28 protein-coding genes are annotated in these 25164 nt (G+C 41.8%); 23 read left to right on the top strand and 5 right to left on the bottom strand.

Going from position 1 to position 25164, the window contains the following annotated elements; all coding sequences use genetic code 11:
* Positions 1-8: 8 nt before the first annotated feature.
* From C5695_RS12050 to C5695_RS12040, 3 genes are all read left to right on the top strand, one after another.
* Positions 9-992, top strand: a complete 984-nt coding sequence (locus C5695_RS12050) for an alpha-ketoacid dehydrogenase subunit beta (protein WP_117730938.1) — start codon at positions 9-11, stop codon at positions 990-992.
* A gap of 18 nt (positions 993-1010) precedes the next feature.
* Positions 1011-2267, top strand: a complete 1257-nt coding sequence (locus C5695_RS12045) for a dihydrolipoamide acetyltransferase family protein (RefSeq protein WP_117730937.1) — start codon at positions 1011-1013, stop codon at positions 2265-2267.
* A 67-nt stretch (positions 2268-2334) separates the two neighbouring features.
* A complete protein-coding gene (locus tag C5695_RS12040; protein ID WP_117730936.1) occupies positions 2335-2628 on the top strand; it encodes a YesK family protein in 294 nt (97 codons plus the stop codon).
* A gap of 15 nt (positions 2629-2643) precedes the next feature.
* Here C5695_RS12040 and C5695_RS12035 read toward each other — a convergent pair whose 3' ends face one another.
* Positions 2644-3537, bottom strand: coding sequence for a YegS/Rv2252/BmrU family lipid kinase (locus C5695_RS12035; protein WP_117730935.1), 894 nt, complete (start codon positions 3535-3537; stop codon positions 2644-2646).
* A 168-nt stretch (positions 3538-3705) separates the two neighbouring features.
* Between C5695_RS12035 and C5695_RS12030 the strand changes: the two genes are divergently transcribed.
* The 6 genes from C5695_RS12030 (at position 3706) to C5695_RS12005 (ending at position 8240) form a co-directional block, all read left to right on the top strand.
* Positions 3706-4143: a BrxA/BrxB family bacilliredoxin gene (locus C5695_RS12030; protein ID WP_117730934.1), complete on the top strand. Its 438-nt coding sequence runs from the start codon at positions 3706-3708 to the stop codon at positions 4141-4143.
* A gap of 196 nt (positions 4144-4339) precedes the next feature.
* On the top strand, positions 4340-5104 hold the full coding sequence (locus C5695_RS12025; protein WP_117730933.1) for a transporter substrate-binding domain-containing protein: 765 nt from the start codon (positions 4340-4342) through the stop codon (positions 5102-5104).
* Positions 5105-5230: 126 nt separating this feature from the next.
* Entirely contained in the window at positions 5231-5887 is a 657-nt protein-coding gene (locus tag C5695_RS12020) for an arginine ABC transporter permease ArtQ (RefSeq protein WP_041815705.1), read from the top strand.
* The gene (locus C5695_RS12015; RefSeq protein WP_117730932.1) at positions 5880-6602 is read left to right on the top strand and encodes an arginine ABC transporter ATP-binding protein ArtM; all 723 of its coding nucleotides are present in this window, start codon (positions 5880-5882) and stop codon (positions 6600-6602) included. Before C5695_RS12020 ends, C5695_RS12015 begins: the two co-directional genes overlap by 8 nt.
* Positions 6603-6723: 121 nt before the next feature.
* Entirely contained in the window at positions 6724-7677 is a 954-nt protein-coding gene (locus C5695_RS12010) for an aromatic acid exporter family protein (RefSeq protein ID WP_117730931.1), read from the top strand.
* Positions 7678-7730: 53 nt separating this feature from the next.
* The gene (locus C5695_RS12005) at positions 7731-8240 is read left to right on the top strand and encodes a L,D-transpeptidase (protein WP_117730930.1); all 510 of its coding nucleotides are present in this window, start codon (positions 7731-7733) and stop codon (positions 8238-8240) included.
* Positions 8241-8278: 38 nt separating this feature from the next.
* On the opposite strand, the gene prli42 is transcribed toward C5695_RS12005, so the two are convergent.
* The gene (gene prli42, locus C5695_RS20840) at positions 8279-8371 is read right to left on the bottom strand and encodes a stressosome-associated protein Prli42 (RefSeq protein ID WP_148959935.1); all 93 of its coding nucleotides are present in this window, start codon (positions 8369-8371) and stop codon (positions 8279-8281) included.
* A gap of 102 nt (positions 8372-8473) precedes the next feature.
* Here prli42 and mce point away from each other — a divergent pair, with 102 nt between their 5' ends.
* The 4 genes from mce to C5695_RS11985 are packed head-to-tail and all read left to right on the top strand — an operon-like array spanning position 8474 to position 11969.
* Positions 8474-8896: a methylmalonyl-CoA epimerase gene (gene mce, locus C5695_RS12000; RefSeq protein ID WP_117730929.1), complete on the top strand. Its 423-nt coding sequence runs from the start codon at positions 8474-8476 to the stop codon at positions 8894-8896.
* A complete protein-coding gene (locus C5695_RS11995; protein WP_233230731.1) occupies positions 8883-10352 on the top strand; it encodes an acyl-CoA carboxylase subunit beta in 1470 nt (489 codons plus the stop codon). The genes mce and C5695_RS11995 overlap by 14 nt, the downstream gene beginning before the upstream one ends.
* 16 nt (positions 10353-10368) lie before the next feature.
* The gene (locus tag C5695_RS11990) at positions 10369-11490 is read left to right on the top strand and encodes a M20/M25/M40 family metallo-hydrolase (protein ID WP_117730928.1); all 1122 of its coding nucleotides are present in this window, start codon (positions 10369-10371) and stop codon (positions 11488-11490) included.
* Between the two features lie 14 nt (positions 11491-11504).
* Positions 11505-11969: a chemotaxis protein CheW gene (locus C5695_RS11985; RefSeq protein ID WP_117730927.1), complete on the top strand. Its 465-nt coding sequence runs from the start codon at positions 11505-11507 to the stop codon at positions 11967-11969.
* 239 nt (positions 11970-12208) lie between these two features.
* On the opposite strand, the gene C5695_RS11980 is transcribed toward C5695_RS11985, so the two are convergent.
* Together C5695_RS11980 and C5695_RS11975 are read right to left on the bottom strand one after the other, a co-directional pair.
* A complete protein-coding gene (locus tag C5695_RS11980) occupies positions 12209-13027 on the bottom strand; it encodes a membrane protein insertase YidC (RefSeq protein WP_117730926.1) in 819 nt (272 codons plus the stop codon).
* Between the two features lie 28 nt (positions 13028-13055).
* Positions 13056-13337 (bottom strand): hypothetical protein, encoded by a 282-nt coding sequence (locus C5695_RS11975; RefSeq protein WP_117730925.1) that lies wholly within the window; start codon positions 13335-13337, stop codon positions 13056-13058.
* A gap of 106 nt (positions 13338-13443) precedes the next feature.
* Between C5695_RS11975 and C5695_RS11970 the strand changes: the two genes are divergently transcribed.
* The 9 genes from C5695_RS11970 (at position 13444) to C5695_RS11930 (ending at position 22403) form a co-directional block, all read left to right on the top strand.
* Positions 13444-14700, top strand: a complete 1257-nt coding sequence (locus tag C5695_RS11970) for a DNA polymerase IV (protein WP_117730924.1) — start codon at positions 13444-13446, stop codon at positions 14698-14700.
* 98 nt (positions 14701-14798) lie between these two features.
* Positions 14799-16208, top strand: a complete 1410-nt coding sequence (gene gndA, locus C5695_RS11965; protein ID WP_117730923.1) for an NADP-dependent phosphogluconate dehydrogenase — start codon at positions 14799-14801, stop codon at positions 16206-16208.
* A gap of 117 nt (positions 16209-16325) precedes the next feature.
* On the top strand, positions 16326-17174 hold the full coding sequence (locus tag C5695_RS11960; protein WP_187441840.1) for a GRP family sugar transporter: 849 nt from the start codon (positions 16326-16328) through the stop codon (positions 17172-17174).
* A gap of 13 nt (positions 17175-17187) precedes the next feature.
* The gene (locus C5695_RS11955) at positions 17188-17973 is read left to right on the top strand and encodes a glucose 1-dehydrogenase (protein ID WP_117730921.1); all 786 of its coding nucleotides are present in this window, start codon (positions 17188-17190) and stop codon (positions 17971-17973) included.
* A 144-nt stretch (positions 17974-18117) separates the two neighbouring features.
* A complete protein-coding gene (locus tag C5695_RS11950; protein WP_117730920.1) occupies positions 18118-18429 on the top strand; it encodes a PTS sugar transporter subunit IIB in 312 nt (103 codons plus the stop codon).
* Positions 18430-18432: 3 nt separating this feature from the next.
* Entirely contained in the window at positions 18433-18765 is a 333-nt protein-coding gene (locus C5695_RS11945; RefSeq protein ID WP_117730919.1) for a PTS sugar transporter subunit IIA, read from the top strand.
* 25 nt (positions 18766-18790) lie between these two features.
* The gene (celB, locus tag C5695_RS11940; RefSeq protein ID WP_117730918.1) at positions 18791-20137 is read left to right on the top strand and encodes a PTS cellobiose transporter subunit IIC; all 1347 of its coding nucleotides are present in this window, start codon (positions 18791-18793) and stop codon (positions 20135-20137) included.
* The gene (locus C5695_RS11935) at positions 20121-21527 is read left to right on the top strand and encodes a glycoside hydrolase family 1 protein (protein ID WP_117730917.1); all 1407 of its coding nucleotides are present in this window, start codon (positions 20121-20123) and stop codon (positions 21525-21527) included. Before celB ends, C5695_RS11935 begins: the two co-directional genes overlap by 17 nt.
* A gap of 153 nt (positions 21528-21680) precedes the next feature.
* Positions 21681-22403: a GntR family transcriptional regulator gene (locus C5695_RS11930; protein ID WP_117730916.1), complete on the top strand. Its 723-nt coding sequence runs from the start codon at positions 21681-21683 to the stop codon at positions 22401-22403.
* Between the two features lie 42 nt (positions 22404-22445).
* Here C5695_RS11930 and zwf read toward each other — a convergent pair whose 3' ends face one another.
* Positions 22446-23924 (bottom strand): glucose-6-phosphate dehydrogenase, encoded by a 1479-nt coding sequence (zwf, locus tag C5695_RS11925; protein ID WP_117730915.1) that lies wholly within the window; start codon positions 23922-23924, stop codon positions 22446-22448.
* Positions 23925-24144: 220 nt separating this feature from the next.
* Here zwf and rnz point away from each other — a divergent pair, with 220 nt between their 5' ends.
* Positions 24145-25074 carry a ribonuclease Z gene (gene rnz / locus C5695_RS11920; protein WP_117730914.1) on the top strand — a complete coding sequence of 310 codons (930 nt, stop codon included), beginning with the start codon at positions 24145-24147 and terminating at the stop codon, positions 25072-25074.
* Positions 25075-25164 lie beyond the last annotated feature (90 nt).

The following is a 25164-nucleotide window of genomic DNA, read 5'->3' as shown; positions in this document are numbered from 1 at the left end:
GAAGACAAATGCCTGTTATGTCATATATAGACGCCATTACACTGGCGATGAAAGAAGAAATGGAGCGAGATCCGAAAGTGTTTGTGCTCGGAGAGGATGTCGGGAAAAAGGGCGGCGTATTTAAAGCGACAGCGGGTCTTTATGAGCAATTTGGAGAAGCACGCGTCATGGATACACCTCTTGCAGAATCAGCCATTGCTGGTGTAGGCATTGGAGCAGCGATGTATGGGATGCGTCCAATTGCAGAGATGCAGTTTGCGGATTTTATTATGCCTGCAATCAACCAAATCATTTCAGAGGCTGCAAAAATTAGATACCGCTCAAATAACGATTGGACCTGTCCTATGGTCATCCGCGCACCTTACGGGGGCGGTGTTCACGGAGCACTTTATCATTCGCAATCGGTTGAAGCGATTTTTGCCAATCAGCCTGGTTTGAAGATTGTGATGCCTTCTACACCTTATGATGTAAAAGGTCTTTTAAAGGCTGCGGTGCGTGATCCAGATCCTGTATTGTTCTTTGAACACAAACGTGCCTACCGTCTCATTAAAGGAGAGGTACCTGAAGAGGATTACACACTCCCAATTGGAAAAGCAGATGTGAAACGTGAAGGCGATGATATCACGGTCATTACATATGGCCTATGTGTCCATTTCGCGCTGCAAGCAGCAGATCGCCTTGCAAAAGATGGCATTTCTTCTCATATTCTTGATTTGAGAACAGTGTACCCGCTTGATCAGGAAGCGATTATTGAAGCGGCATCCAAAACAGGCAAAGTGCTTCTTTTAACGGAAGATACAAAAGAGGGTAGCATTATGAGTGAGGTTGCGGCGATCATTTCGGAGCACTGCTTATTTGATTTAGACGCACCAATCAAACGTCTAGCTGGACCAGATATCCCGGCAATGCCTTATGCGCCAACAATGGAAAAATTCTTCATGGTCAATCCGGATAAGGTAGAAGCTGAAATGAGAGAGCTAGCGGCGTTTTAAGAAAGAGGAGGGTTTCAAGTGGCAATTGAACAAATGAAAATGCCTCAGCTAGGTGAAAGTGTGACAGAAGGAACGATTAGCAAATGGCTGGTTTCACCTGGTGATCATGTGAATAAATACGATCCGATTGCGGAAGTCATGACGGATAAAGTAAATGCTGAAGTCCCGTCATCCTTTACAGGTACGATTACAAAGCTATCGGCTGAGGAAGGCGATACGCTGCAAGTAGGAGAAGTGTTCTGTGAAATTGAAGTAGAAGGCAGCGAGCAGCAGAGTGCGAAAGAAGAAGCGGCACCTGAGCAAAGCGAAGCGCCTAAAGCGAATCAAACAAAAGTAGATCAAAGTCAAAAGAAACGCTACTCTCCAGCAGTCCTTCGTTTAGCAGATGAGCATAGCATTGATTTAGCGGCTGTTCAAGGAACAGGAGCAGGTGGAAGAATCACAAGAAAAGATTTACTTCAGCTCATTGAAAACGGCGGCGTCCAAGAGAAAGCGGCACCTGTTAATGAACAACCGGTAAAGCCGGAGCCTACTCAGTCATCAAAGCCACAAGCGGCGTCCTCTATCTCTACAATGCCTGGGGATGTTGAACTGCCAGTCACGCCGATTAGGCAGGCGATTGCGGCAAATATGCTGAGAAGCAAACATGAAATTCCGCACGCATGGACGATGATGGAAGTCGATGTGACAAACCTTGTGACAAGAAGAAATCAGCTCAAGGATCAATTTAAAGCAAAAGAAGGCTTTAATTTGACGTTCTTTGCGTTCTTTGTCAAAGCAGTGGCTCAGGGCTTAAAAGAATTCCCTGAAATGAACAGCATGTGGGCTGGAGATAAAATTGTTCAAAAGCAAGCGATCAATGTCTCTATTGCTGTTGCGACTGATGACGCTCTTTATGTTCCAGTCATTAAGGATGCAGATGAAAAAACAATTAAGGGCATCGCCAAAGAAATTCATGAGCTTGCTTCCAAGGTGAGACAAGGAACGCTCAAGCAAAGTGACATGGAAGGCGGCACCTTTACTGTCAATAACACGGGATCATTTGGTTCAGTACAATCTATGGGCATCATTAATTACCCGCAAGCGGCCATTTTACAAGTAGAATCAATTGTGAAGCGTCCAATGATTGTAAATGGTATGATTGCGGCAAGAGACATGGTCAACCTTTGTCTCTCATTAGATCACAGAGTACTAGATGGTCTTGTATGCGGCAGATTCCTTCAACGAATTAAACAAATCCTTGAAGGCATTGACGAGCAGACATCTGTTTACTAAAATATGATGAATTCCCCCTTCCACTATGGATAGGGGGAATTCATCATGATGAGAAAGGAGCGAGGGTATGTCTGGACTAGACTTTTTTGCGTTTCTAACGATTGGACTCATGTTTATCACAGCAATTGCGTTCGCTTTTCTTCGATATATTTCTAAATCACGCAATCATCCCGAAAGATTACTACTGATCATATCAATCGTTTCATTGATTCAAATTATGTACTGCTTGCTGATTGTCGGTGGATTTAAAGGAGCAGCAAATAGCCTATTAGGCATTTCGCTTCTTGTTGGGACATTGCTTGGGTATGCACTTGAATATTTATACAGACGCTATATCAAAAAAACGCCCGAAAAAGAATGATTTCGGGCGTTTTCTTTATTCTGCTGGAACAATAAAGGTCAAGTGCTGGTTTAATACTTCTAAAGAAGCAGGAGCTGTCATATACACTTCGCCGTCCGTATCAACATCCATTTCCTCTTTTGTGTGGATACGAATACTAGACGCTTGAATGAGCGATAGATCGCCGGTGAAATCCTCCAGCTCTTCCCGATTCATAGAAAAAATTTCTTTAAGAGCAGAGAAGCTCGTATTTCTGCAAATTAAGATTTCTGCTTTTCCATCATCAATCGCTGCATTGGGCAGATCAATTTTATTTGTACCAATGAAATGTCCGTTCATCACAAGAACAATGACGGCTTCCTCTTCCCAGCTTTCCTCTTCGGTTTCAATTCGTACGTGAAAAGGATCTGTTTGCTGTAAGGTACGCAAGGCACTTGTGAAATAGCTGATTTTGCCGAGTACGGCTTTTTCCTTATCATTAATATTGTTGGACGTCTTCGCAATCAGCCCGATTCCCCAAAAATTTAATAAATATCGATCTGCTGATTTGATTAAGTCGACCTTCTTTTCAAAACCGTCTACAATCATTTGCGTAGCTTTTTGCATTTGTTGCGGAATACCGAGCGTTCTAGAAAAGTCATTGCATGTCCCGCCCGGCAATATAGCTACAGCCGGTCTTTTTTCTAAACCGCCGATGCCGTTTATACATTCATGCACGGTGCCATCTCCGCCTAAGATGATGAGCAATTCCACCGTCTCATCTATCGCTCGGCAGAAATGATAAGCATCCTTTGGCTGCTTTGTTGGTTTGAGAATGAGTTCATCAATATGTAGAGAAAGAAGAGGCACTGTTTGACCGAGAATTTTTTCCATGTTTTTTTGTCCAGCATTTCCATTATAAATGAGCATTGCTTTTTTGAATTGTGCCATCATGCAGTTCTCCCTTTCATCTCTTTACCATCACTTTTCCCCAATTTTTCGGCGTATAAACGATGTTCAGAAAAAGAGGAGGAGGAAAAGACAACACATTTGCCCGCTAGCGTTTTCCTTGATATGATAATGTTAAAATGGATTGGCATGCAAAAGGAGTGGACGGACATGAATATTGATTTTAATTTATTTATGAATGATATTGTAAAACAAGCGAGAGAAGAGATTCAACAAGCAGGCTATACTGAACTCACATCAGCTGAAGAAGTAGATGCAGCACTGTCTAAAGAAGGCACAGCACTTGTGATGGTGAATTCAGTATGTGGATGTGCCGGCGGTATTGCAAGACCAGCTGCAGGCTATTCTGTTCATTACGATAAACGTCCAGATCAATTGCTGACAGTGTTTGCTGGACAAGACAAAGAGGCAACGGCAAGAGCCCGTGAATACTTTGAAGGCTTCCCACCATCTTCTCCATCCTTTGCACTATTAAAAGATGGAAAGATCATCAAAATGGTCGAGCGTCATGAAATTGAAGGGCACGAACCAATGGAAGTAGTGTCAAAGCTTCAAGCTGCTTTCGATGAGCATTGTGAAGAAATTTAATCTGTGACGTTTGAATGATTAAGCTGAAAAGCAGCCCGGTCTTTAGATCGGGCTGCTTTTTGTTTTATAAGACAATTGAATCAAAATAATTTTAGCAAAATACTATTGCATCTTAAAAAGAAAGTGTTTAAAATACATTATAGTGAATAAATATTCAAATCAATACATGATTTTAAATACTGGGAGGCATTATCTTATGAAAAAGTGGTTATTATTACTTATGACGGCTGGTCTTGCAGCTGCACTCGCAGCTTGCGGTACTTCTTCTAATAATTCAAACGCATCAGGAGATGACAAAACACTCGTCATGGCGACATCAGCAGATTATCCGCCATTTGAATCAAAAGACGGAGATAAAATTGTCGGCTTTGATGTTGATCTTGCTACAGCACTAGCGAAAAAGAACGGCTACAAGCTAGAAATTCAAGATATGGATTTTGCAAGCCTTGTATCAGCTCTTAAAACAAATAAAGCTGATATTGTTCTAGCAGGAATGACACCTACAGAAAAACGTAAAAAACAAGTGGATTTCTCTGATGTTTATTACAATGCTGAAAACTTGGTTGTATCAAAGAAATCTAGCGGGATGAAAACAGAGAAAGATTTAAAAGACAAAACAGTTGGCGTTCAATTAGGCTCAATCCAGCAGGATGAAGCAAACGGTTTGCAAAAGAAATATAACTTAACAGTGGAAGACCGTAATAAAATCTCTGATATCATTCAAGAGATCAAAGCAGGTCGTTTTGATGCAGCCATTATTGAAGATAAAGTAGCAGCTGGTTATTTGAAAAAGGAAAAAAATTTCCAAGCATTTGGATTGAATAGTTCAAACGAAGGTTCAGCGATTGCCTTCAAGAAAAATAGTGACTTAACAGCGAAATTTAATAAATCATTAAAAGAAATGCAAGACAATGGCGAACTTGATAAATTAATTAAAAAATGGTTTGCTGATGAAAAGTAAGTCAGGAAAAGGATCAGCGTCACTCATGAAAATCAAGTAGAAAGCGCTGAAAAGTTCAACTCGTGTTGAACTTTTTTCCTGTTTTATTTTTTGATTTCGTATGAAGGCATAAAAAAGGAGACTGTCATGTTAGATTTTAAAGATGTAATACCTCAGATGCCCTTTATTTTAGAAGGACTTAAGGTCACACTCTCGATCGTAGTGGTATCACTTTTTCTTGGATTTATCTTAGGAATTTTATTAACGCTTTGCAAAATTAGTGTGTTTAAGCCGCTCATTTGGCTTGCCGATTTTTATACATCAATCTTCCGAGGCACACCGCTTGTGCTTCAATTGCTCATTATTTATTTTGGTCTTCCTCAGCTTCTTGGGTTTCAAATTGACCAATACTGGGCTGCTGTAGCGGCATTTACACTAAACTCGGCGGCATACGTATCTGAAATCATTCGTGCTGGTATTAATGCCATTGATAAAGGTCAAAAAGAAGCAGCCGTTGCTTTAGGTATTCCATATGCTAAAATGATGAAGGACTTATTGCTTCCGCAGGCATTTAAAAATATTTCACCTGCACTTGTGAACGAAACGATTACACTGACAAAAGAATCTGCTATTGTGACAGTCATTGGACTGGGCGATGTCATGAGACGAGCCTATCAAGCAGGTGCCGTGACGTATAATTATCTTGAACCGCTTATTTTTGCGGGTCTCATCTACTATGTCATTGTGCTTGTTCTCACCTTTGTCGGCAAATCGGTGGAAAGGAAGTTAAAATCAAATGATTAACATAGAGAAACTCACAAAATCCTTTGGCAAAAATGAAGTATTAAAAGGGATCGACACCACGATTAAAGAAGGGGAAGTTGTCGCAGTCATTGGGCCATCTGGTTCTGGGAAATCGACGTTTCTTCGCTGTATTAACTTGCTTGAAAAGCCGACTTCTGGTGTCATTTCAATTAAGGATACAGAAATCACAAACCCAAAAACCAATGCACTAAAAGTACGTGAAAACATCGGAATGGTGTTTCAGCATTTCCACCTGTTCCCGCATAAAACGGTGCTAGAAAATATCACGTATGCGCCAATGAATGTGAAGAATCAATCGAAGGAAGACAGCATCAAACAAGCTGAAGACCTGCTTAAAAAGGTAGGACTTTTAGAGAAAAAAGACGATTTTCCGAACCGCTTGTCAGGTGGTCAAAAGCAGCGTGTGGCGATTGCACGTGCGCTTGCGATGACACCAGACATTATGCTGTTTGACGAACCAACCTCTGCCCTAGATCCAGAAATGGTCAAGGAAGTGCTAGAGGTCATGAAGGAGCTTGCTCAATCTGGAATGACACTCGTGATCGTCACACATGAAATGGGCTTTGCAAAAGAAGTGGCTGACCGCGTGATTTTTATGGATGACGGAAAAATTGTTGAGGATGCAAACCCTGTACAATTCTTTGAATCACCATCTTCACAGCGTGCAAAAGACTTTTTACAAAAAATATTATAAAGAAAAACGAGAAGGAGGCTTAACATCTCCTTCTTTTTTTGATTATAATGGGGAAAGTAAAAAAAGTTCATCATTTCACAATGAGTGAATGGAAACAAGACAGAAAAGAGTGAGTCACAACATGTTTAAAATCGGCTACCGAACGCTGAAAACAGCATTAGGAACAGCAATCGCCATTTATATTGCACAACTGCTCGGACTCCAAAATTATTCCGCTGCCGGAATTATTACGATCCTATGTATTCAAGTGACGAAGAAACGGTCACTCCACGCTTCAGGAGCCCGCTTTGCAGCATGCAGTCTCGCCATTTTATTTTCTTATCTATTTTTCGATCTAATTGGGTATCATCCTTTTGTGATTGGTCTGATGCTGCTTGTCTTTATTCCGACAACCGTTTTGCTCCGTATTAAAGAAGGGATTGTGACAAGCTCAGTCATCATCCTCCATTTATACATGTCTGGTGGGATTACTCTTCACCTCATCTGGAATGAGCTGCTGCTGATTACGATTGGTGTTGGCGTGGCACTTATCATGAACCTGTATATGCCAAGTGTCGATAAAAAGCTCAAACACTATAGTGAACAGATTGAAGCCAACTTTGCAAAAATCTTTGAGGAAATTGAGCAATATTTAATGACAGGGAAGCAAGACTGGACAGGAAAAGAAATACCAGAGACACATCAATTGATCAAAGAAGCGAAAGCTCTCGCATATCGGGATGTTGAAAACCATGTCCTTAGACATGAAAACTTGTACTATCATTATTTCAACATGAGACAAAAGCAGTTCGAAATCATTGAGCGTGTACTCCCGAAAATTACGTCCATTTCCGTCACGACGGAGCATGGACAAATCATTGCAGAATACATTAGAGACTTACGCGAACATATTCACCCAGGGAACACGGCGCATAAATTTTTAAGACGCCTCATTGATATGAAAGAAGAGTTCGATGCGCTTCCGCTTCCGCAAACGCGAGAAGAGTTTGAGGCAAGAGCTGCACTGTTTCATTTCCTAGGAGAAATGGAACAATATTTAGTACTGAAAAGCTATTTTAAAGGGATGAAAGAATAGAGACGCATGAGTTCCTCCTTCATTGGTCAATCTAATGAAAAAAGGAGGAGCCTATGCGTCTTTTATTTTATACCGTCTTGACCTTGTCCCTTTCGCCTATCTGGCCACTCGGGCAAAACCCGCTTCCAGGAGACCCGTATGTCATTATTAATAAACAAACAAATGAACTTGCCTATATTGATCAAGGACACATCCAAAAAATATATCCTGCTTCTACAGGGAAAACTGCCGATTTAACGCCAGAAGGAGAATTTACCATTATGATCAAAGCGAAAGATCCGTATTACAGAAAAAAGAATATTGAAGGCGGGGCAAAGAATAACCCTCTTGGCAGAAGGTGGATTGGGTTTGATGCACGGGGAACAGATGGCAGAACCTACGGGATTCATGGGACGAGTGACGAAACATCGATTGGGAAGTTTATCACAGCAGGCTGTGTGCGGCTTCATAATCAAGATGTAGAACTTCTATTTGATCAGCTTCCAATAGGCACAAAGGTATGGATTACAAAATCAAGCGATTCCTTTGAAAAGCTTGCCAAAGACAAACAGGCCATTCGTTGATTGAACGAATCACCTGCTTGTCTGCTTTTATGAAAACCTTATAAAAAAGTTGCGGCTCCTGCTAAAAGTGAAGATATTAGCAGCAGGCTAATCATGAGCAATACCATGAATTTCATCAATTTCTGAGACATATCGCACCCCTATAATCGAAGATTTTTTGCGACGAACGCACCTTTCTTTATTCTAGCTCGTTTTCTCAGATGCGACAAGTGATCAACAAAGGAAGTGAACGGATGAATCAAATCGATCATATTGCCATTGCGGTCTTTTCTATTAAAAACACATCCCGAGTTCTTCAACAGCTGTTTAACTGGCATTTTTCAGACATACAAGAGATTCCTGAGCAGGAGATTAAAGCGTCCTTCGTTTCACTTGATCATGTGCACATTGAATTAATTGAACCGATGTCAGCACGCAGCAAACTACATACCTTTTTAGCAAAAAGAGGAGAGGGACTCCATCATATTGCGTTAAAGTCGGGTGATATACAGACAGATCTTAACCGTCTAGATCATCTTGGCGTGCAGCTTCTCCAAACATCACCACAGATGGGTGCCAACGGCAAGCGGATTGCATTTATTTCACCGAAAGAAACGTCTGGTGTGTTATTCGAATTGTGCGAGCCCTTGAAAGGAGAGAAACATGGTGATGAATGAATCGTTCAAAGAGTTGTCTAAATGGCGAGAAAAAGCATTAATGGGCGGTGGTGTGAAACGCGCAGCCGCACACCGGAATAAAGGAAAGCTATCGGTTCATCAGCGCTTGCATGAACTTCTTGACGGGAATAGTTTCATGGAAATTCAATCATTTGCAACAGGCCACATGTCAGAGCACGCAGGAGATGGGGTTATCATTGGAACGGGACTCATTCATGGCAAGCCAGTATGTGTTTATGCACAGGATGCTACCGTATATGGAGGCTCTTTAGGTGACATGCATGCGAAAAAAATTGCCTCTTTAATGGATCTTGCAGCTAAAAATCAGATGCCGATCATCGGTCTAAAAGACTCAGGTGGTGCGAGAATTCAAGAGGGTGTGGTATCATTAGAAGGATACGGACAGATTTTTAAACGGAATGTGCTGTACTCTGGTCAAATCCCGCAAATATCCGTTATTTTAGGCTCATGTGCTGGAGGAGCAGTCTATTCTCCTGCTTTGACTGATTTTGTTTTCATGACAGAACAAACATCACATATGTTTTTAACAGGTCCGAAAGTAATAGAAAAGGCAACAGGAGAAACGGTCTGTCCTGACCGTCTTGGCGGTGCAAGTGTTCAGCACGAGACAAGCGGGAATGTGCACCATACTGGGAAAGATGAGAAGAACGTGTTAAAAGCGGTTCGAACACTTTTAACGTACATACCAACGAAACAACAGCCTGTCATGGACGCTGAAACGCAAAAGCATGACGCTGTTGATCCAGGGAGCATCTTGCCAAAGGATCCATCACGCACCTATGATGTCAAACAAGTGGTGACAGCGATCACCGATCCAGTCTCATTTTTTGAGACGCAGCCTCGTTTCTCAAAAAATATCGTGACAGGGTTTGCCAGATTACAAGGGGCTTCAATTGGTGTTGTGGCCAATCAGCCAAGGGTGCTGGCAGGAAGCCTTGATATTGACGCTGCCGATAAAGCGGCCAGGTTTATTCGTTTTTGCGATGCGTTCCATATTCCGATTTTAACGCTTGTAGACGTTCCTGGTTTTTTACCAGGAGAGAAAGCTGAGCACGCGGGAATTATCCGTCACGGCGCAAAGCTTTTATATGCGTACGCTGAAGCGACTGTTCCAAAAATCACAGTGATTTTAAGAAAAGCGTTTGGCGGTGCATACGTCGCCATGAATAGTAAAGGCTTAGGCGCTGACTTTGTTTATGCATGGCCAGCGGCAGAAATTGATGTCATGGGGAAAACGTTCGCAGACGAAATCGTTCAACCTGCTTTGCGCGAGGTTGAGACGGAGCCAAGTGTGTTAAAAGCGGCTCAGGCAGGGCTGATAGACGATATTTTAATGCCAGCTGAAACGAGAGCGCGGTTGATTCGCTCATTTGATTTACTACGCAGCAAGAAAGAAGATAGGCCGTTAAAAAAGCATGGCAACATGCCGCTATAAGAGGAGGAGCATCAACATGATCAATGAAAAACGTTTACTAGACGAATTTTTAGAACTGGTTCAGATCGATTCGGAAACAAAACACGAAGAGAAAATTGTTGAAGTTTTAAAAGAAAAATTCTCGCAGCTTGGTTTAAAAGTGGTTGAAGACGATTCGAAAGCGACAACAGGCCACGGTGCAGGCAACCTCATCTGCACACTGGAAGGAAATCAACAGGCAGATACGATCTATTTCACGTCTCACATGGACACAGTGGTTCCGGGTAACGGCGTAAAACCAGTTATTGAAGACGGTTATGTAAAGACAGATGGAACGACCATTCTTGGTGCTGACGATAAAACGGGACTTGCGGCTATGTTTGAAGCGATCCGTGTGTTAAAAGAGAAAAATGTACCTCATGGAACGATTGAATTTGTCATTACAGCAGGTGAGGAATCAGGACTTGTTGGAGCAAAAGCGTTAGATCCGAAGTTGATGACAGCGGCATATGGCTATGCCCTTGATTCAGATGGCAAGGTCGGGACAATTATCGTAGCTGCGCCAACGCAGGCGAAAGTACGTGCAACCATTTACGGAAAAACAGCTCATGCAGGTGTAGCGCCTGAAAAAGGCGTGTCTGCAATTACTATTGCTTCAAAAGCGATTGCTAGTATGCCGCTTGGCCGAATTGATGAAGAAACAACGGCAAACATCGGCCGTTTTGAAGGCGGAACGCAAACGAATATTGTGTGCGATCAAGTCGATATTCTTGCTGAAGCACGCTCTTTGGAACCTGCAAAAATGGAAGCACAAGTAGCGAAGATGAAGGAAGCGTTTGAAAAAACCGCTAAAGAAATGGGTGGAAGTGCCGATGTACAAATTGACATCATGTATCCAGGCTTCAAATTCTCTCATGGCGATCAAGTCGTAGAAGTGGCGAAAAAAGCGGCTGCGAAAATTGGCCGTCCTTCAGAATTACAGACGAGCGGAGGAGGCAGTGATGCAAACGTCATTGCAGGCAATGGCGTTCCAACTGTCAACCTAGCTGTTGGATATGAAGATATTCATACGAAAAATGAGAAAATGCCGATTGAAGAATTAGTCAAAACAGCTGAAATGGTTCTCGCCATTATCGAAGAAACGACAAATCCATCGTAAAGGCAGGAGACTCTGTGAGTACACAAAAAATCATTATTTTCCAAGTGGGGCAAGAGGATTTTGGCATTAGTGTAGAGCATATTCGTTCGATTGAGAAGGTCCCTTATTTACAAGAAGTATCGAACCTTCCAAAAGAAATTAAAGGACTCATGTCATTAAGAGGAGAGGTCATCCCTGTCAGTGATACAGGCGTGATGCTTCACGGAAAGCCTCTAGATGTGAACGAACAATCCAAGGTGTTACTATTTGAATTAAACGATCAAATGATTGGCTGTCTTGTTTCAGATGCAAAAGATATTATCGATATCGAGCTAAGCGAGATCAAGCCATTTCATATGAACACAAAGGCCTCTGAATATTTCTTCGGCGTTGTGGAGAGAGAGAACAAGATGATTTTACAAGTGGACCCGAATAAGTTTCTTGGGAAAATTGAGGATCTCGATCAATTGCCAGCGCGGTTGAAAGAAGAGTTGGCATAAGGTAAATCCCCTTATCATTAGATAAGGGGATTCAGCGTGTAGACAAACCCTCGCATTCGTTGTCAGTCCTGCGCGCCGGTACTCACGAATGTCTAATTCGCTCCGTTCCGGTGCTCGTCCTTCCTAGACTGCAAAGGTTTTCTATCACGCTGAAAAGAAGACAAAGGGCTAAAATAAACATCATTTTAGCCCTTTGTCAACAATCTAAATCCCCTTATCATTAGATAAGGGGATTATTTTTATTCAGCAGCTGGGCTAGCTTGATCGTTTGCCTCAGCTTTCGATTTTGATTTTTGGTACATGACATTTAAAATAATCGTTTGGATCGTGAGTAATAGTCCGCTTGTCATCCAGTATAAAGGAAGGGCCGCGGGTGCATTAATTGAAAGAAACAGCATCATAATGGGGAAAATCATGCCCATCACTTTGGCTTGCTTCAGCGCAGCCTCTGTCTGGGTGCCTGATTGCTTCGCAAATTTTTGCGTGACATAAAATTGCAAGAAATACATAGCGCCTGCAAAGATCGCCACCAATAGATCGGTTTGTCCTAAGTTAAACCATAGGAACGAATGTGTTGCGATTTCAGGTGTTGAGCGGATCGCTGAGTAAAAGCCAAGAACAATTGGAATTTGAATCAGCATAGGCAGACAGCCCATTGCCAGCGGGTTCACATTGTTTTCTTTATATACTTTCATCATTTCCATTTGCAGTTCTTTTTGTTTTTCCGGTTCTTTCGTTTTCTTCAATTTGCTTTGAATTTGGTCAATCTGAGGTTTCACCAGTGCCATTTTCTCTTGCATGACTCTTTGCTTTTTAAATTGATTTGCAAAAAGAGGGAAAATGAGCAGACGGACAATCAAAGTCACGAACATAATCGATAAACCATAATCATCATGGAAGAAGTTCGCAAGCCAAATGATCAGCTCAGAAAAAGGCTGGACAAAATAATGATGGAAAAAACCATCAGAGCTCGTATTCGTTTGCGCACTCGCTGCAAATGCAGGTGATGCGATCATCATTAAACATAAAGTCGTACAAATCGTCAATAAACGTTTCAATTCGTTTCCTCCTCATGTATAAAAAAATTTAATTAGAGAGAGGAATCGAATGGTCTTCATCATCATTTGATGATCGTTTCATTCGAATGACTTTACTAATCCAAGTTGTAATGCGATCATATATGATAAACAGAAAGTCTGTTCGATTCAATAAAGATGCGTCCAACTCTTCCAAACGATGTCCACCGAGGTGTTCGTTCATACGGCAGTCTTTTAATAAGAAGGCAATGCCGATGGCCGTCAGCGCTGGAAGAATAATCGTAAAGAATTCAACAAGGAAAAAGACTTCATTGAATGTATCAATAATCATGATTATCACATCCATTTCATTACTCACAGTGTACTATACACTATATGAAATGTCTATTGGAACAAACATGAAGTAACAAGAGTCAATAAGCATAGGAGGTAGACAAATGGCTGATTCTCAAAGGAAGGGTCGAATCATTTTTCATATTGATATGAATAGTTTTTATGCATCGGTCGAAATGGCGTATGATCCTTCTTTGAGAGGGAAACCTTTAGCCATTAGCGGAAATGCGAAAGAGCGTAAAGGGATCGTAGTGACGTGCAGCTATGAGGCAAGGGCATTAGGTGTAAAGCCCCCGATGCCATTATGGGAAGCGAAGCGGCTTTGTCCGGGGCTAATTGTCCGCACACCTAACTTTGACCGGTACCGCAGCTCCTCGCAAGAGATGTTTACGATACTAAGAGAATATAGTGATTTAGTCGAACCTGTATCGATTGATGAGGGATATATTGATTTAACGGATACGCCCTATGCTGAGCATGCGGTCAAAACGGCTCATGATATTCAAACAAGGCTTGTAGAGGAGCTCATGCTTCCTTCAAGTATCGGCATTGCACCGAATAAATTTTTAGCGAAAATGGCATCGAATTGGAAAAAACCAATGGGTATCACCATTTTACGTAAACGAGATGTTCCGCAAATGCTTTGGCCGCTCCCTGCCGGTGACATGCATGGAGTTGGACAAAAAACAGCAGATAAATTGAACTCGATTGGCATTCATACAATTGAAGATGTAGCGAAAGCAAATGAGTATACGCTAAAGGAATTGCTTGGCATCAATGGACCGAGATTAAAGCAAAAGGCAAACGGTGACCATGATGGCATCGTGGATCCAGAAAGGATATACGAATTTAAATCTGTCGGCAATTCGTCCACGCTTCCTCATGATTCTGACGATTCAGATGAACTTGTGACGTTAATTGATAAATTGTCACAATCTGTGAGTGCAAGATTAAGGAGAAAAGAAGTAATGGCGAATCGCTTGCTCATCATGATTCGCTATGCAAGCTGGAAAAACATCACACGCAGCGTTATGCTCCCGAATCCTACCGATCGAAAAGAAGATATATTTGAGGCAGCAAAGCAGTTATTTCTTAAACATTGGAATGACCAGCCGGTGAGGCTCTTAGGGGTGACGGGGACAGATCTTGTAGAACGAAAAGCAGCTGTGAAACAGCTTGATTTATTTTCCTATACAGAAGATGCAAAAGAAGAACCTCTTCAAACCATTTTAGAAGGATTGAAAGAAAAATATGGAAAAACTCTCATTCAAAGAGGGATGACCATAAAGGAAAAAGAGAGCAAAACAAGCGGAACAAGTTTTAATAAAGATTTTTTTCAGGACGAAAGAGGAAATGACTAGCCTGAAAACTTGATAAAAGAGGTGATGTTGTGGTAATTTCAAAGGGTACATCATTTTAGCAGTAATCAATATAGTGTGTTAGAAGGGACGTCAGAATTATGTCAAAACAACAAATCGGTGTGGTTGGACTAGCCGTTATGGGGAAAAACCTTGCCCTTAATATTGAAAGCCGCGGTTTCTCCGTGTCCGTTTATAACAGATCTAGCAGCAAAACAGAAGAGTTTCTCGAAGAATCAAAAGGGAAAAACGTTGTAGGCACATACAGCATTGAAGAATTTGTTCAGTCGCTTGAAACACCGCGTAAAATTCTTTTAATGGTCAAAGCTGGTGCAGCAACGGATGCAACCATTCAATCATTACTTCCTCACCTAGAGAAAGGTGACATCTTAATTGATGGCGGAAATACATATTACAAGGATACGCAAAGACGTAACCAAGAGCTTGCGGAAAGTGGTATTCACTTCATTGGTACAGGTGTTTCTGGCGGTGAAGAAGGCGCATTAAAAGGGCCATCTATCATGCCAGGCGGTCAAAAAGAAGCGCATGAGCTAGTGAAACCAATTTTAGAAGCAATCTCTGCGAAAGTAGATGGCGAGCCTTGTACAACGTATATCGGCCCAGATGGAGCAGGACACTATGTCAAAATGGTCCATAACGGCATCGAGTACGGAGACATGCAACTGATCTCTGAATCATATTTTATCTTGAAGCATGTAGCTGGATTATCAGCAGAGGAGCTTCATGAAGTATTCTCAGAGTGGAATAAAGGCGAACTTGACAGCTACCTCATTGAAATTACAGCAGATATTTTCACAAAAGTGGATGAAGAAACAAACAAGCCGCTTGTGGATGTCATTTTAGATAAAGCTGGACAAAAAGGAACTGGAAAATGGACGAGCCAAAGTTCTCTTGATCTAGGGGTTCCGCTTCCAATCATTACGGAGTCTGTTTTTGCGCGTTATATTTCAGCTATGAAAGATGAGCGTGTGGAAGCAAGCCAATTAATCGAAGGTCCTGAGCCAGCGCAATCAGCAGAGAATAAACAAGAGTTGATTGAAGCTGTTAGAAAAGCTTTATTCATGAGTAAAATCTGCTCTTATGCACAAGGTTTTGCACAAATGAAAGCAGCATCTGATGAATATAACTGGGACTTAAAATACGGTGAAATTGCAATGATCTTCCGCGGAGGATGTATTATTCGTGCAGCCTTCTTACAACAAATTAAAGAAGCATATGACCGTAACCCTGAGCTGAAAAACCTACTGCTTGATCCTTACTTTAAGGATATTGCTCAAAGCTATCAATCATCACTTCGTAAAGTCATTTCACTTGCTGTGGAACAAGGAGTTCCTGTTCCTTCATTCTCAAGTGCACTTGCTTATTTTGATAGCTATCGCACAGCTGTCCTGCCTGCGAACTTAATTCAAGCACAACGTGACTATTTCGGTGCACATACGTATGAGCGCACAGATAAAGAAGGCGTCTTCCATACGGAATGGATGAAATAAAAATAGAATTTAGACAAACCTTACCAATTGGTAAGGTTTTTTTGTGTTGAATATTTTCGGCTAAAAATGCGAAAAAGAGGGATGCTATGTAAAAAAGAAAAGAAAGTAGGGATCGAAGTGGGCATTTTATATGCACTTCTCCCAGCGATATTTTGGGGAAGTATTGTTCTGATTAGTGTCAAACTCGGTGGGAATGCATACCAGCAAACCCTTGGTATTACGCTCGGCGCCTTTTTGTTTTCAGTTGCAGCCTACTTCATCAAAATGCCAGAGCTGACACCGCTTATTTTTGCGGTTTCCGTCATTTCAGGCATCTTTTGGAGCATTGGACAAATGAATCAGCTTTCAAGTGTTGCGTTTCTCGGAGTATCGAAGGCGGTTCCTTTGTCAACGGGCATGCAGCTTGTGAGCACTACTTTATTTGGCGTCATGGTCTTTAAAGAATGGCAGACGATGACGGTCATAGTCATTGGTTCTTGCGCTATTTTATTGATTATTGCAGGTGTTGTGATGACATCGCTCGGTCAAAAAAAGAATGGCGGCGAAAACGGTGGAGGCAATTTCAAAAAAGGAATCATCATTCTGCTCATCTCAACGTTTGGCTACGTCGGATATGTCGTCATTTTAAGGTGGTTTGATATTGATGGCTGGTCTGCTCTCGTTCCGCAATCGGTCGGCATGCTGCTGTCATCCTTGGCGATTAGTCTAAAGCAGCACCCGTTTAGTAAATATACGTTTAGAAACATCATTGCCGGCCTTGTTTGGTCGACAGGCAATCTCGGACTTCTTTTGGCCATTCCGCTGATTGGCGTAGCTGTAAGCTTTTCGATGTCACAAACAGGGATTGTCATCTCAACATTAGGCGGCATTTATTTATTAAAAGAGAAAGCATCAAGAACAAGCTTTGTCATCGCTGGCTGTTTCATGATCATTGCCGGCGGCGTGCTGCTAGGCTTTACAAAATAGGAGGTTAAGACGAATGTATTCAGATTTAGAAGGAAAAACAGTCCTGATTACAGGAGCCGGCACAGGAATAGGTCAAGCGATGGCTCGCCGGTTTGGACAAGAAAAAGCCAACGTGGTGATCAATTATTTCTCAGATAAAGAAAATCCGGATGACACCATTACGGATATTCAAAAAAATGGCGGACAGGCTGTGAAAATCAAGGGTGATGTATCAAAAGAAGAAGATATGCGGGCAATGATTGATAAAGCCGTTCAAACGTATGGCAGTCTTGATATCATGATCAATAACGCCGGCATTGAAAATGAAGTGCCTTCCACAGAAATGACATTGGATAATTGGAACAAAGTCATGTCGACCAATTTAACAGGTATGTTTCTCGGCTGCCGTGATGCACTGAAGTATATGACAGATCATGGGATAGAAGGCTCGATCATCAACATGTCATCGGTTCACCAGCAAATCCCTTGGCCTCATTTCGTGCATTATGCCGCAAGTAAAGGAGGCGCCAAGCTGCTGACAGAAACGCTTGCATTAGAATATGCTCCAAAGAAAATTCGCGTAAACAGCATTGCACCAGGCGCCATTGATACCCCGATCAATGCAGAGAAATTTGATGATCCAGAGCTGAAAAAAGGTGTGATTGAACTGATCCCTATCGGCTATATTGGAAAGCCAGAAGAAGTGGCAGCATGCGCTGTCTGGCTGGCGTCAAAAGAGGCAAGCTATGTCACAGGCTTGACGCTCTATGTGGACGGCGGCATGACAAAGTATCCTGGATTTCAGGCAGGAAAAGGATAAGAAGAATGAAAAAGAGCGTACACACACATACGCTCTTTTTTTATATAAAATACAGACAAATAAATTTAAATGTCTAGACATTTAAAAATAAAAATATATAATATTAAATGGAAGCGCTTTTATTACAACAATGGGGTGAGAGAAATGAAACGTATTTTATTAGCATGCAGTTCAGGAATGTCCACGAGTTTACTAGTTACAAAGATGAAAGCTCATGCCGACTCAATAGGGGACGAGGCAGAAATTTGGGCAGTTGGGCAAGATCAAGCGAGAAAAGAAATGGCGAATGCAGATGTCGTGTTAATTGGACCGCAAATGAGTTTTTTAAAAGGGGATCTTCAAAAAGAAGCAAAAAAATATGGGATTGCAGTAGAGGTCATTGATATGCAGGCGTATGGGCTTGCCGATGGACAAAAAGCATATGAACAAGCTGTTTCATTAATGGAGGAGTCGTAAAGAATGGAAAAGAAAACACTCAAAGGGCTCACGGAGGAACAAGTTAGTTTTCAATTAATCTTGCACAGTGGAAATGCACGCAGCAAATTGCTTCAATCTCTTAAACAATTTCGACAAGGCCAAGAAGAAGATGCATATGGTCTCATGACAGAAGCAGAAGAAGATTTACGTCATGCACATAACATCCATTTTCAACTCGTGCAGCAAGAGGCAGGCGGGGAAAAAACAGCCTTCTCCTTGTTGCTCATGCACGCCGAAGATCATTTAATGTCGACTATCACCATCAAGGAGCTTGTGGGAGAGCTCTTGCCGATTTTCCAATCAATTAAACAATAAAGGGTGTAAACAAGGGGGGAAACCAATGTTTGATAAAATAAGTGCCATTTTGGTTCCGATTGCTGGGAGATTGAACAACAACCGCTATCTAGGCGTATTACGGGATGCTTTTATGCTTGCGTTCCCGCTTACCATCTTTGGTTCCATTATGGTTGTGCTTATGAATTTGCCATTTTTAGATAAGATCATGAGTCAAACAGCACTGGAAGGCGTTCAGTCTGCACTGAATATCGCACCGAGTGCGACGATCAGCATTATGAGTGTGTTTGTTGTATTTGGGATTGGCTACTATTTATCGAAAAGCTATGATGTGGAAGCGGTGTTTGGCGGAATCATTGCTTTAGCCTCTTTCCTGCTTCTCACGCCATTTTTACTAGAACAAGAGGGCGGTGCATCCATTGCAGGCGTGATTCCAGTCGATCGTTTAGGCGCGAAGGGAATGTTCCTTGGAATGATCACAGGCTTTTTGTCTGCTGAAATTTATCGCTATTTTGTCCAAAAGAAATTTGTCATCAATATGCCGCAGGGGGTTCCGCCAGCTGTTTCAAAGTCTTTTGCTGCACTCATCCCGGCTACTTTGACACTCACAACCTTTTTACTCATCAATATCATCATTACACAAGGCTTCAATACAAACATGCATGACCTGATTTACAATGCGATTCAGGCGCCTCTTGTTGGTCTTGGAAGCGGTATCATTCCGACCTTGATCGCTATTTTCTTTATACAAATTCTATGGTTTTTTGGGCTCCATGGCCAAATTATTATCAACTCTGTCATGGACCCGATTTGGAATACCTTGTCCCTTCAAAACCTAGAGAGCTATACAAAAACAGGTGAGGTTCCGAATATCATCAGCAAGCAGTTTATCGAAATCTATACGGTTGGCATGGGCGGAACCGGTATGACGCTGGCTGTTGTGTTTACGATTTTAATTTTCTTAAAAAGTAAGCAATTGAAACAAGTAGCAAAGCTCGGCTTGGGACCAGGATTATTTAACGTCAATGAACCGATTATTTTCGGTTTACCGATTGTCATGAACCCACTTATTCTCATTCCGTGGATATTGGCGCCAATGGTCATTACATGTATTTCTTATTTTGCGATGGCAGCAGGCATTGTACCGCCGCCGACAGGGGTAAATATTCCATGGACGGTACCGATTTTTATTAGTGGAATAATGGCAACTAATTCACTAGCGGGCGGTCTGCTTCAATTATTTAATCTAATGATTGTGTTTGTCATTTGGTTCCCGTTCCTAAAATTTATTGACCGTATGAATGTGAAAAATGAACAAATAACGACAACGGAAAAAACGAAGAAAACAAACATCAAGGGCGAAGGAGACTCAATACATGTCGATGGAAACTAACAAACAATCATATACATTTCCGGAAGGTTTCTGGTGGGGATCTTCTGCCTCAGCCACGCAAACAGAAGGCAGCGTCCCTGGAGACGGAAAGGGACCAAATATTTGGGATCATTGGTTTGAGCAAGAGCCGACACGTTTTTTTGATGGTGTAGGACCGAATGTCACATCCCAATTTTACCGAAAATATAAAGAGGATATCCGTCTCATGAAAGAAATTGGGCACAATTCATTCAGGTTGTCTATTTCATGGTCACGTCTTTTACCAGAAGGGACAGGTGCGGTTAATGAAGAGGCAGTGACTTTCTACAATAATGTCATTGATGAACTGATTGCACATGATATCGAGCCGTTTGTGAACCTGTACCATTTTGATATGCCTATGGCGCTGCAGGAAAAAGGCGGCTGGGTGAATAGACAGGTGGTGGACGATTATGTCAGCTATGCGACATTGTGCTTCCAATTATTTGGCGACCGGGTGAAAAAATGGTTTACCCATAATGAACCGATTGTTCCTGTAGAAGGTGGATATATGTATAGCTTTCATTATCCAAACGAAGTCGATTTCCAAAAGGCTGTACAGGTCGGTTTTCATGAGCTTTTATCGAATGCTAAGGCGATTGCAGCTTATAAAAAGTTGCAGCAAGGCGGAAAGATTGGCATCATCCTAAACTTAACCCCTTCGTATCCGCGAAGCCAAAATCCACGCGATTTAGAAGCAGCAGAGATGGCGGATGCTTTCTTTAACCGTTCTTTCTTAGATCCTGCGGTGAAAGGGCATTTCCCGGAAAAACTAGTGGAGGTCCTAAAGAAAGAAGGCTATATGCCGAATATCGAAGAAGGAGACCTTGAGCTCATTCAAGAGAATACTGTTGACCTTCTTGGCATCAACTATTATCAGCCAAGAAGAGTGAAAGCGAAAGAGCATATTCCGCATCCAAATGCACCATTTATGCCAAATCATTATTTTGATTCGTTTGACATGCCCGGAAGAAAAATGAATGTGTATCGAGGCTGGGAAATCTATGAGAAAGGCATTTATGATATATTGAAAAAAGTCCAAACAGACTATGATAATATTGAATGCTTTATTTCTGAAAATGGAATGGGAGTGGAAGGAGAAGAGCGGTTTAAGGATGAAGAAGGCATGATTCATGACGATTACCGCATTGATTTTATTTCCGAGCATCTCAAATGGGTGCATCAAGCCATTCAAGAAGGAAGCAATGTGAAAGGCTATCATCTGTGGACGTTTATGGATAACTGGTCATGGTCAAATGCCTATAAGAACCGGTATGGATTTGTCTCGGTTGATCTTCAAGAAGACGGAAAACGCACCATTAAGAAAAGCGGATATTGGTTTCAATCGGTTTCAGAGAATAACGGTTTTTAATCAAGATACTTGCTCTTTCCTTGAAAAGGGCAAGTATCTTTCTTATGTAACGGGAAGTGAATGAAACAAAAATGGCGCGTACCTTTTAAGCTCACTAGCCTTAGTGTAGAATGAGAGGAAGCGATGAAAAAACAAGTCAGTTGGTGGTGTGAGATGAAAAAGTACGAACTCATTTCAGAAGAAATCAGAAAACGAATAGGAACAGCATATTATCCAGAAGATCAACCCATTCCAGATGAGAACTCGCTTGCCGCTGAATTTCAATGCAGCCGAATGACGATGAAGCGTGCGCTTGATCTTCTCGTTGCAGAAGGTCTGCTTTTTAGAAAAAGGGGCCACGGTACATTTATTGTGAAGGCAGCGCTCAACCAAGGGGCAATTAATGTGTCAGGCCATGAGAATAAAGGGTTTACAAAAGTCATGGCGGATAAAAACGTCACGACCCAAATCATTCACTTTGATGTCCATTTTCCAAGCGAAGAGGTGGCAGCCCACCTATCCATTGACTCTACCACACCCGTTTATGACATTATCCGGCTCCGTCTTGTGGACGAGGAGCCATATGTATTAGAAAAAACGTTTATGCCTGTCAATGTGATTAAGGGGATAGATGAAGAGGTACTATTGGGATCAATCTATGGCTACATATCAAAAGAACTAAATTTAAAAGTAGCAGGAGCGCATAAGAAAATTAGAGCGGCTAAATCAGATCATCTCGATCAGCAGTATTTAGGCTGTGACCCAACAGATCCTGTGCTTGAAGTCGAGCAGGTGGCTTATTTAAACACAGGGCGGCCGTTTGAATACTCATTCAGTCATCATCGCTATGATAAGTTTGACTTCTCAACGGTTGAAATTACGAAAACAGGACGTTAAAAAAAGAGCAGAACCCCCAAGGGAGACTGCTCTTTTTTCATTTTATATATTCCACCAATGGTACCCGTCTTTTTCTAGAAGCTGATCCGCTTCTTTCGGTCCCATAGAACCAGCAGGATAGTTTGGTTTTAATGTTTTGTTTTCTGCCCATTTCTCAGAAATCGGATCAACAAAGTTCCAAGAAAGCGCCACTTCATCCCAGTGAGCAAAGTTTGTCGCATCGCCTAGCAAGCAGTCATGAATCAGTTTTTCATAAGCTTCTGGTGTATTCATGATGTCGTTGTAGTTTGTTTGATAGTCGAGCTTAATTGGTTTTGCATACGTGCCGCCATCAAGCTTGCGAGCGTTCAGGTGAAGGGTGATGCCTTCATCTGGCTGAATGTGAATGACGAGTAAGTTTGGATGCATGGAATTTCCGTTTCCATAGTACAAGTTCATTGGAATGTCTTTAAATTGAACAACGATTTGAGTAGATTTCTTTTCTAATCGTTTTCCGGTACGAATGTAAAATGGCACCCCAGCCCATCTGAAGTTATCAATGAGCAGCTTCCCTGCAACGAATGTTTCCGTGTTTGAGCTCGGGTCTACATTTTGCTCTTCAAGATAGGAAGGAACGAGGTTGCCATCCACTGTACCAGCATCATACTGGCCGCGGACAAAGAATTGGTCGACCTCATCCTTAGAGAAAGGACGAAGAGCGCGCAATGCCTTCCGTTTTTCGCTGCGGATTTCTTCTGTATTTAATTTAATTGGAGGCTCCATGGCTAAAAGTGCAACCATTTGAAGCATATGGTTTTGAACCATATCTCGTAGAGCACCAGAACTTTCGTAATAGCGGGCCCGGTCTTCAACCCCTAATGATTCACTAGAAGTAATTTGAATGTTTGAGATATATCGGTTTGTCCAAAGTGGTTCAAAGATGGCATTCGCAAATCGGATGACCTCAATGTTTTGAACCATTTGTTTACCGAGATAGTGGTCAATACGATAAATTTGATCTTCACTGAATGCATCACGAATTTCTTCATTTAACGTTTTGGCACTTGGTAGGTCATGGCCAAAAGGTTTTTCAATGACGAGTCGTGACCACCCAGTTGTTTTTGATACGCCTTCACTTTTTAGGAACTTGGCAATTGTTCCGAAGAATTCCGGTGCCATCGCTAAATAGAACATCCGGTTATTTGGGATACTGTACGTATCTTCAAGGCCTGCTAGAAGCGTGTTCAGCGATTGATAGGAAGCAGGGCTAGATACGTCAAAGTCGTGATAATAGAAATGTGAACTGAATTCTTCTATTTTCGCTTCTGCTTCATCATCCGAAGAAACAGATTCTTTCACCACAGCTCTCAGATCCTCATGAGACCACGGACGGCGTCCAACACCGACGACGGCGAATTGATCACCAAGCTTCCCGCTATGATAAAGTCTATGTATAGAAGGGTAGAGCTTGCGTTTGGCAAGGTCTCCTGTTGCGCCAAAAATGACAATGACTGCTTTTGGATTGTTAGTTTCTGTATTCACGAAAAGTACCTCACTTTATTCGTAGCATTGTTGTAAAAACCGAGAATGTATGTACATTTTCTTTATTTTAAAGGTTCATTGTTCGTAAAGCAAACATTTGATTCGAGTTTTCTGCTCTCGTTTGACTTTTTTCATAAATTCCGCTGAATTCACATTTACCTTGTCTTCATGTATTCTATATGAATGAAGATATTGTATACCGGCTTTAGGAGGAAAAGTAATGGAACTGCTCTTTTTAGGAACAGGTGCAGGCATTCCTGCAAAAAATAGAAACGTCACCTGCACAGCGCTAAAGCTTTTAGAAGAAAGAAAAGCAGTGTGGCTTTTTGATTGTGGAGAAGCGACGCAGCATCAAATATTACATACAACGATTAAACCGAGAAAGATCGAGAAAATATTTATTACTCATATGCACGGTGATCATGTATACGGTCTCCCAGGACTGCTTGGGAGCAGATCCTTTCAAGGCGGAGAGGATGAACTGACCATCTATGGGCCTAAGGGCATCAAAGCGTTTGTGAACGCATCACTTTCAGCTACACAAACGCATTTGACGTATCCGCTGCATATCATAGAGATAGATGAAGGGATCGTGTTTGAGGATGATACCTTTCAAGTAGAAGCCAGACGAGTATCTCACGGTATTCCAGCTTACGGTTATCGGGTCGTGGAAAAAGATGTACCGGGTGCCTTAAAAGCTACGGACCTAAAAGAAATCGGTGTAAAACCTGGACCTTTGTATCAGAAGTTGAAAAATGGGGAAACCGTGACACTCGAAGATGGAAGAATCATTGCTGGAACCGATTATTTGGAACCCCCTAAAAAAGGGAGGATCGTTGCATTTTCAGGAGATACTCGTTTATGCGAGAATATAACAAGGCTTGCCAAGAATGCGGATGTGTTAGTCCATGAAGCAACATTCGGTAAAGAAGATGCAGATCTAGCCTACAATTATTATCACAGCACGACAGAACAAGCAGCGAAAACAGCGCAGGAAGCAGGGGCAAAAAGATTAATTTTGACCCATATTAGTGCACGGTATCAAGGAGAAGAGGCATTGAAACAATTGTTGAAAGAAGCCCGCGATATCTTCCCGCTGACAGAAGCTGCACATGATTTCTCTTCTTTTTCCATTGAACGTACCCTGTAAAAATTGGATGAATCGTCAAAAAAAGTTGTGTGATTTTTTTGATATTTATGATGACTCTCTTTTTCAGGTAGTGGTAAAATGGTGAAGAAA

The organism is Bacillus pumilus, assembly GCF_003431975.1.
Lineage (GTDB): Bacteria > Bacillota > Bacilli > Bacillales > Bacillaceae > Bacillus > Bacillus pumilus_N.
This window is presented reverse-complemented; position numbering and strand designations above follow the sequence as displayed.

Bases quoted from the DNA above. Each gene is read 5' to 3' on its own strand.
- C5695_RS12050 (WP_117730938.1), top strand. From the start codon at position 9: ATGCCTGTTATGTCATATATAGACGCCATTACACTGGCGATGAAAGAA.
- C5695_RS12040 (WP_117730936.1), top strand. From the start codon at position 2,335: ATGTCTGGACTAGACTTTTTTGCGTTTCTAACGATTGGACTCATGTTT.
- C5695_RS12035 (WP_117730935.1), bottom strand. From the start codon at position 3,537: ATGGCACAATTCAAAAAAGCAATGCTCATTTATAATGGAAATGCTGGA.
- C5695_RS12030 (WP_117730934.1), top strand. From the start codon at position 3,706: ATGAATATTGATTTTAATTTATTTATGAATGATATTGTAAAACAAGCG.
- C5695_RS12025 (WP_117730933.1), top strand. From the start codon at position 4,340: ATGAAAAAGTGGTTATTATTACTTATGACGGCTGGTCTTGCAGCTGCA.
- C5695_RS12020 (WP_041815705.1), top strand. From the start codon at position 5,231: ATGTTAGATTTTAAAGATGTAATACCTCAGATGCCCTTTATTTTAGAA.
- C5695_RS12015 (WP_117730932.1), top strand. From the start codon at position 5,880: ATGATTAACATAGAGAAACTCACAAAATCCTTTGGCAAAAATGAAGTA.
- C5695_RS12010 (WP_117730931.1), top strand. From the start codon at position 6,724: ATGTTTAAAATCGGCTACCGAACGCTGAAAACAGCATTAGGAACAGCA.
- C5695_RS12005 (WP_117730930.1), top strand. From the start codon at position 7,731: ATGCGTCTTTTATTTTATACCGTCTTGACCTTGTCCCTTTCGCCTATC.
- prli42 (WP_148959935.1), bottom strand. From the start codon at position 8,371: ATGTCTCAGAAATTGATGAAATTCATGGTATTGCTCATGATTAGCCTG.
- mce (WP_117730929.1), top strand. From the start codon at position 8,474: ATGAATCAAATCGATCATATTGCCATTGCGGTCTTTTCTATTAAAAAC.
- C5695_RS11995 (WP_233230731.1), top strand. From the start codon at position 8,883: ATGGTGATGAATGAATCGTTCAAAGAGTTGTCTAAATGGCGAGAAAAA.
- C5695_RS11990 (WP_117730928.1), top strand. From the start codon at position 10,369: ATGATCAATGAAAAACGTTTACTAGACGAATTTTTAGAACTGGTTCAG.
- C5695_RS11975 (WP_117730925.1), bottom strand. From the start codon at position 13,337: ATGATTATTGATACATTCAATGAAGTCTTTTTCCTTGTTGAATTCTTT.
- C5695_RS11970 (WP_117730924.1), top strand. From the start codon at position 13,444: ATGGCTGATTCTCAAAGGAAGGGTCGAATCATTTTTCATATTGATATG.
- gndA (WP_117730923.1), top strand. From the start codon at position 14,799: ATGTCAAAACAACAAATCGGTGTGGTTGGACTAGCCGTTATGGGGAAA.
- C5695_RS11955 (WP_117730921.1), top strand. From the start codon at position 17,188: ATGTATTCAGATTTAGAAGGAAAAACAGTCCTGATTACAGGAGCCGGC.
- C5695_RS11950 (WP_117730920.1), top strand. From the start codon at position 18,118: ATGAAACGTATTTTATTAGCATGCAGTTCAGGAATGTCCACGAGTTTA.
- C5695_RS11945 (WP_117730919.1), top strand. From the start codon at position 18,433: ATGGAAAAGAAAACACTCAAAGGGCTCACGGAGGAACAAGTTAGTTTT.
- celB (WP_117730918.1), top strand. From the start codon at position 18,791: ATGTTTGATAAAATAAGTGCCATTTTGGTTCCGATTGCTGGGAGATTG.
- C5695_RS11935 (WP_117730917.1), top strand. From the start codon at position 20,121: ATGTCGATGGAAACTAACAAACAATCATATACATTTCCGGAAGGTTTC.
- C5695_RS11930 (WP_117730916.1), top strand. From the start codon at position 21,681: ATGAAAAAGTACGAACTCATTTCAGAAGAAATCAGAAAACGAATAGGA.
- rnz (WP_117730914.1), top strand. From the start codon at position 24,145: ATGGAACTGCTCTTTTTAGGAACAGGTGCAGGCATTCCTGCAAAAAAT.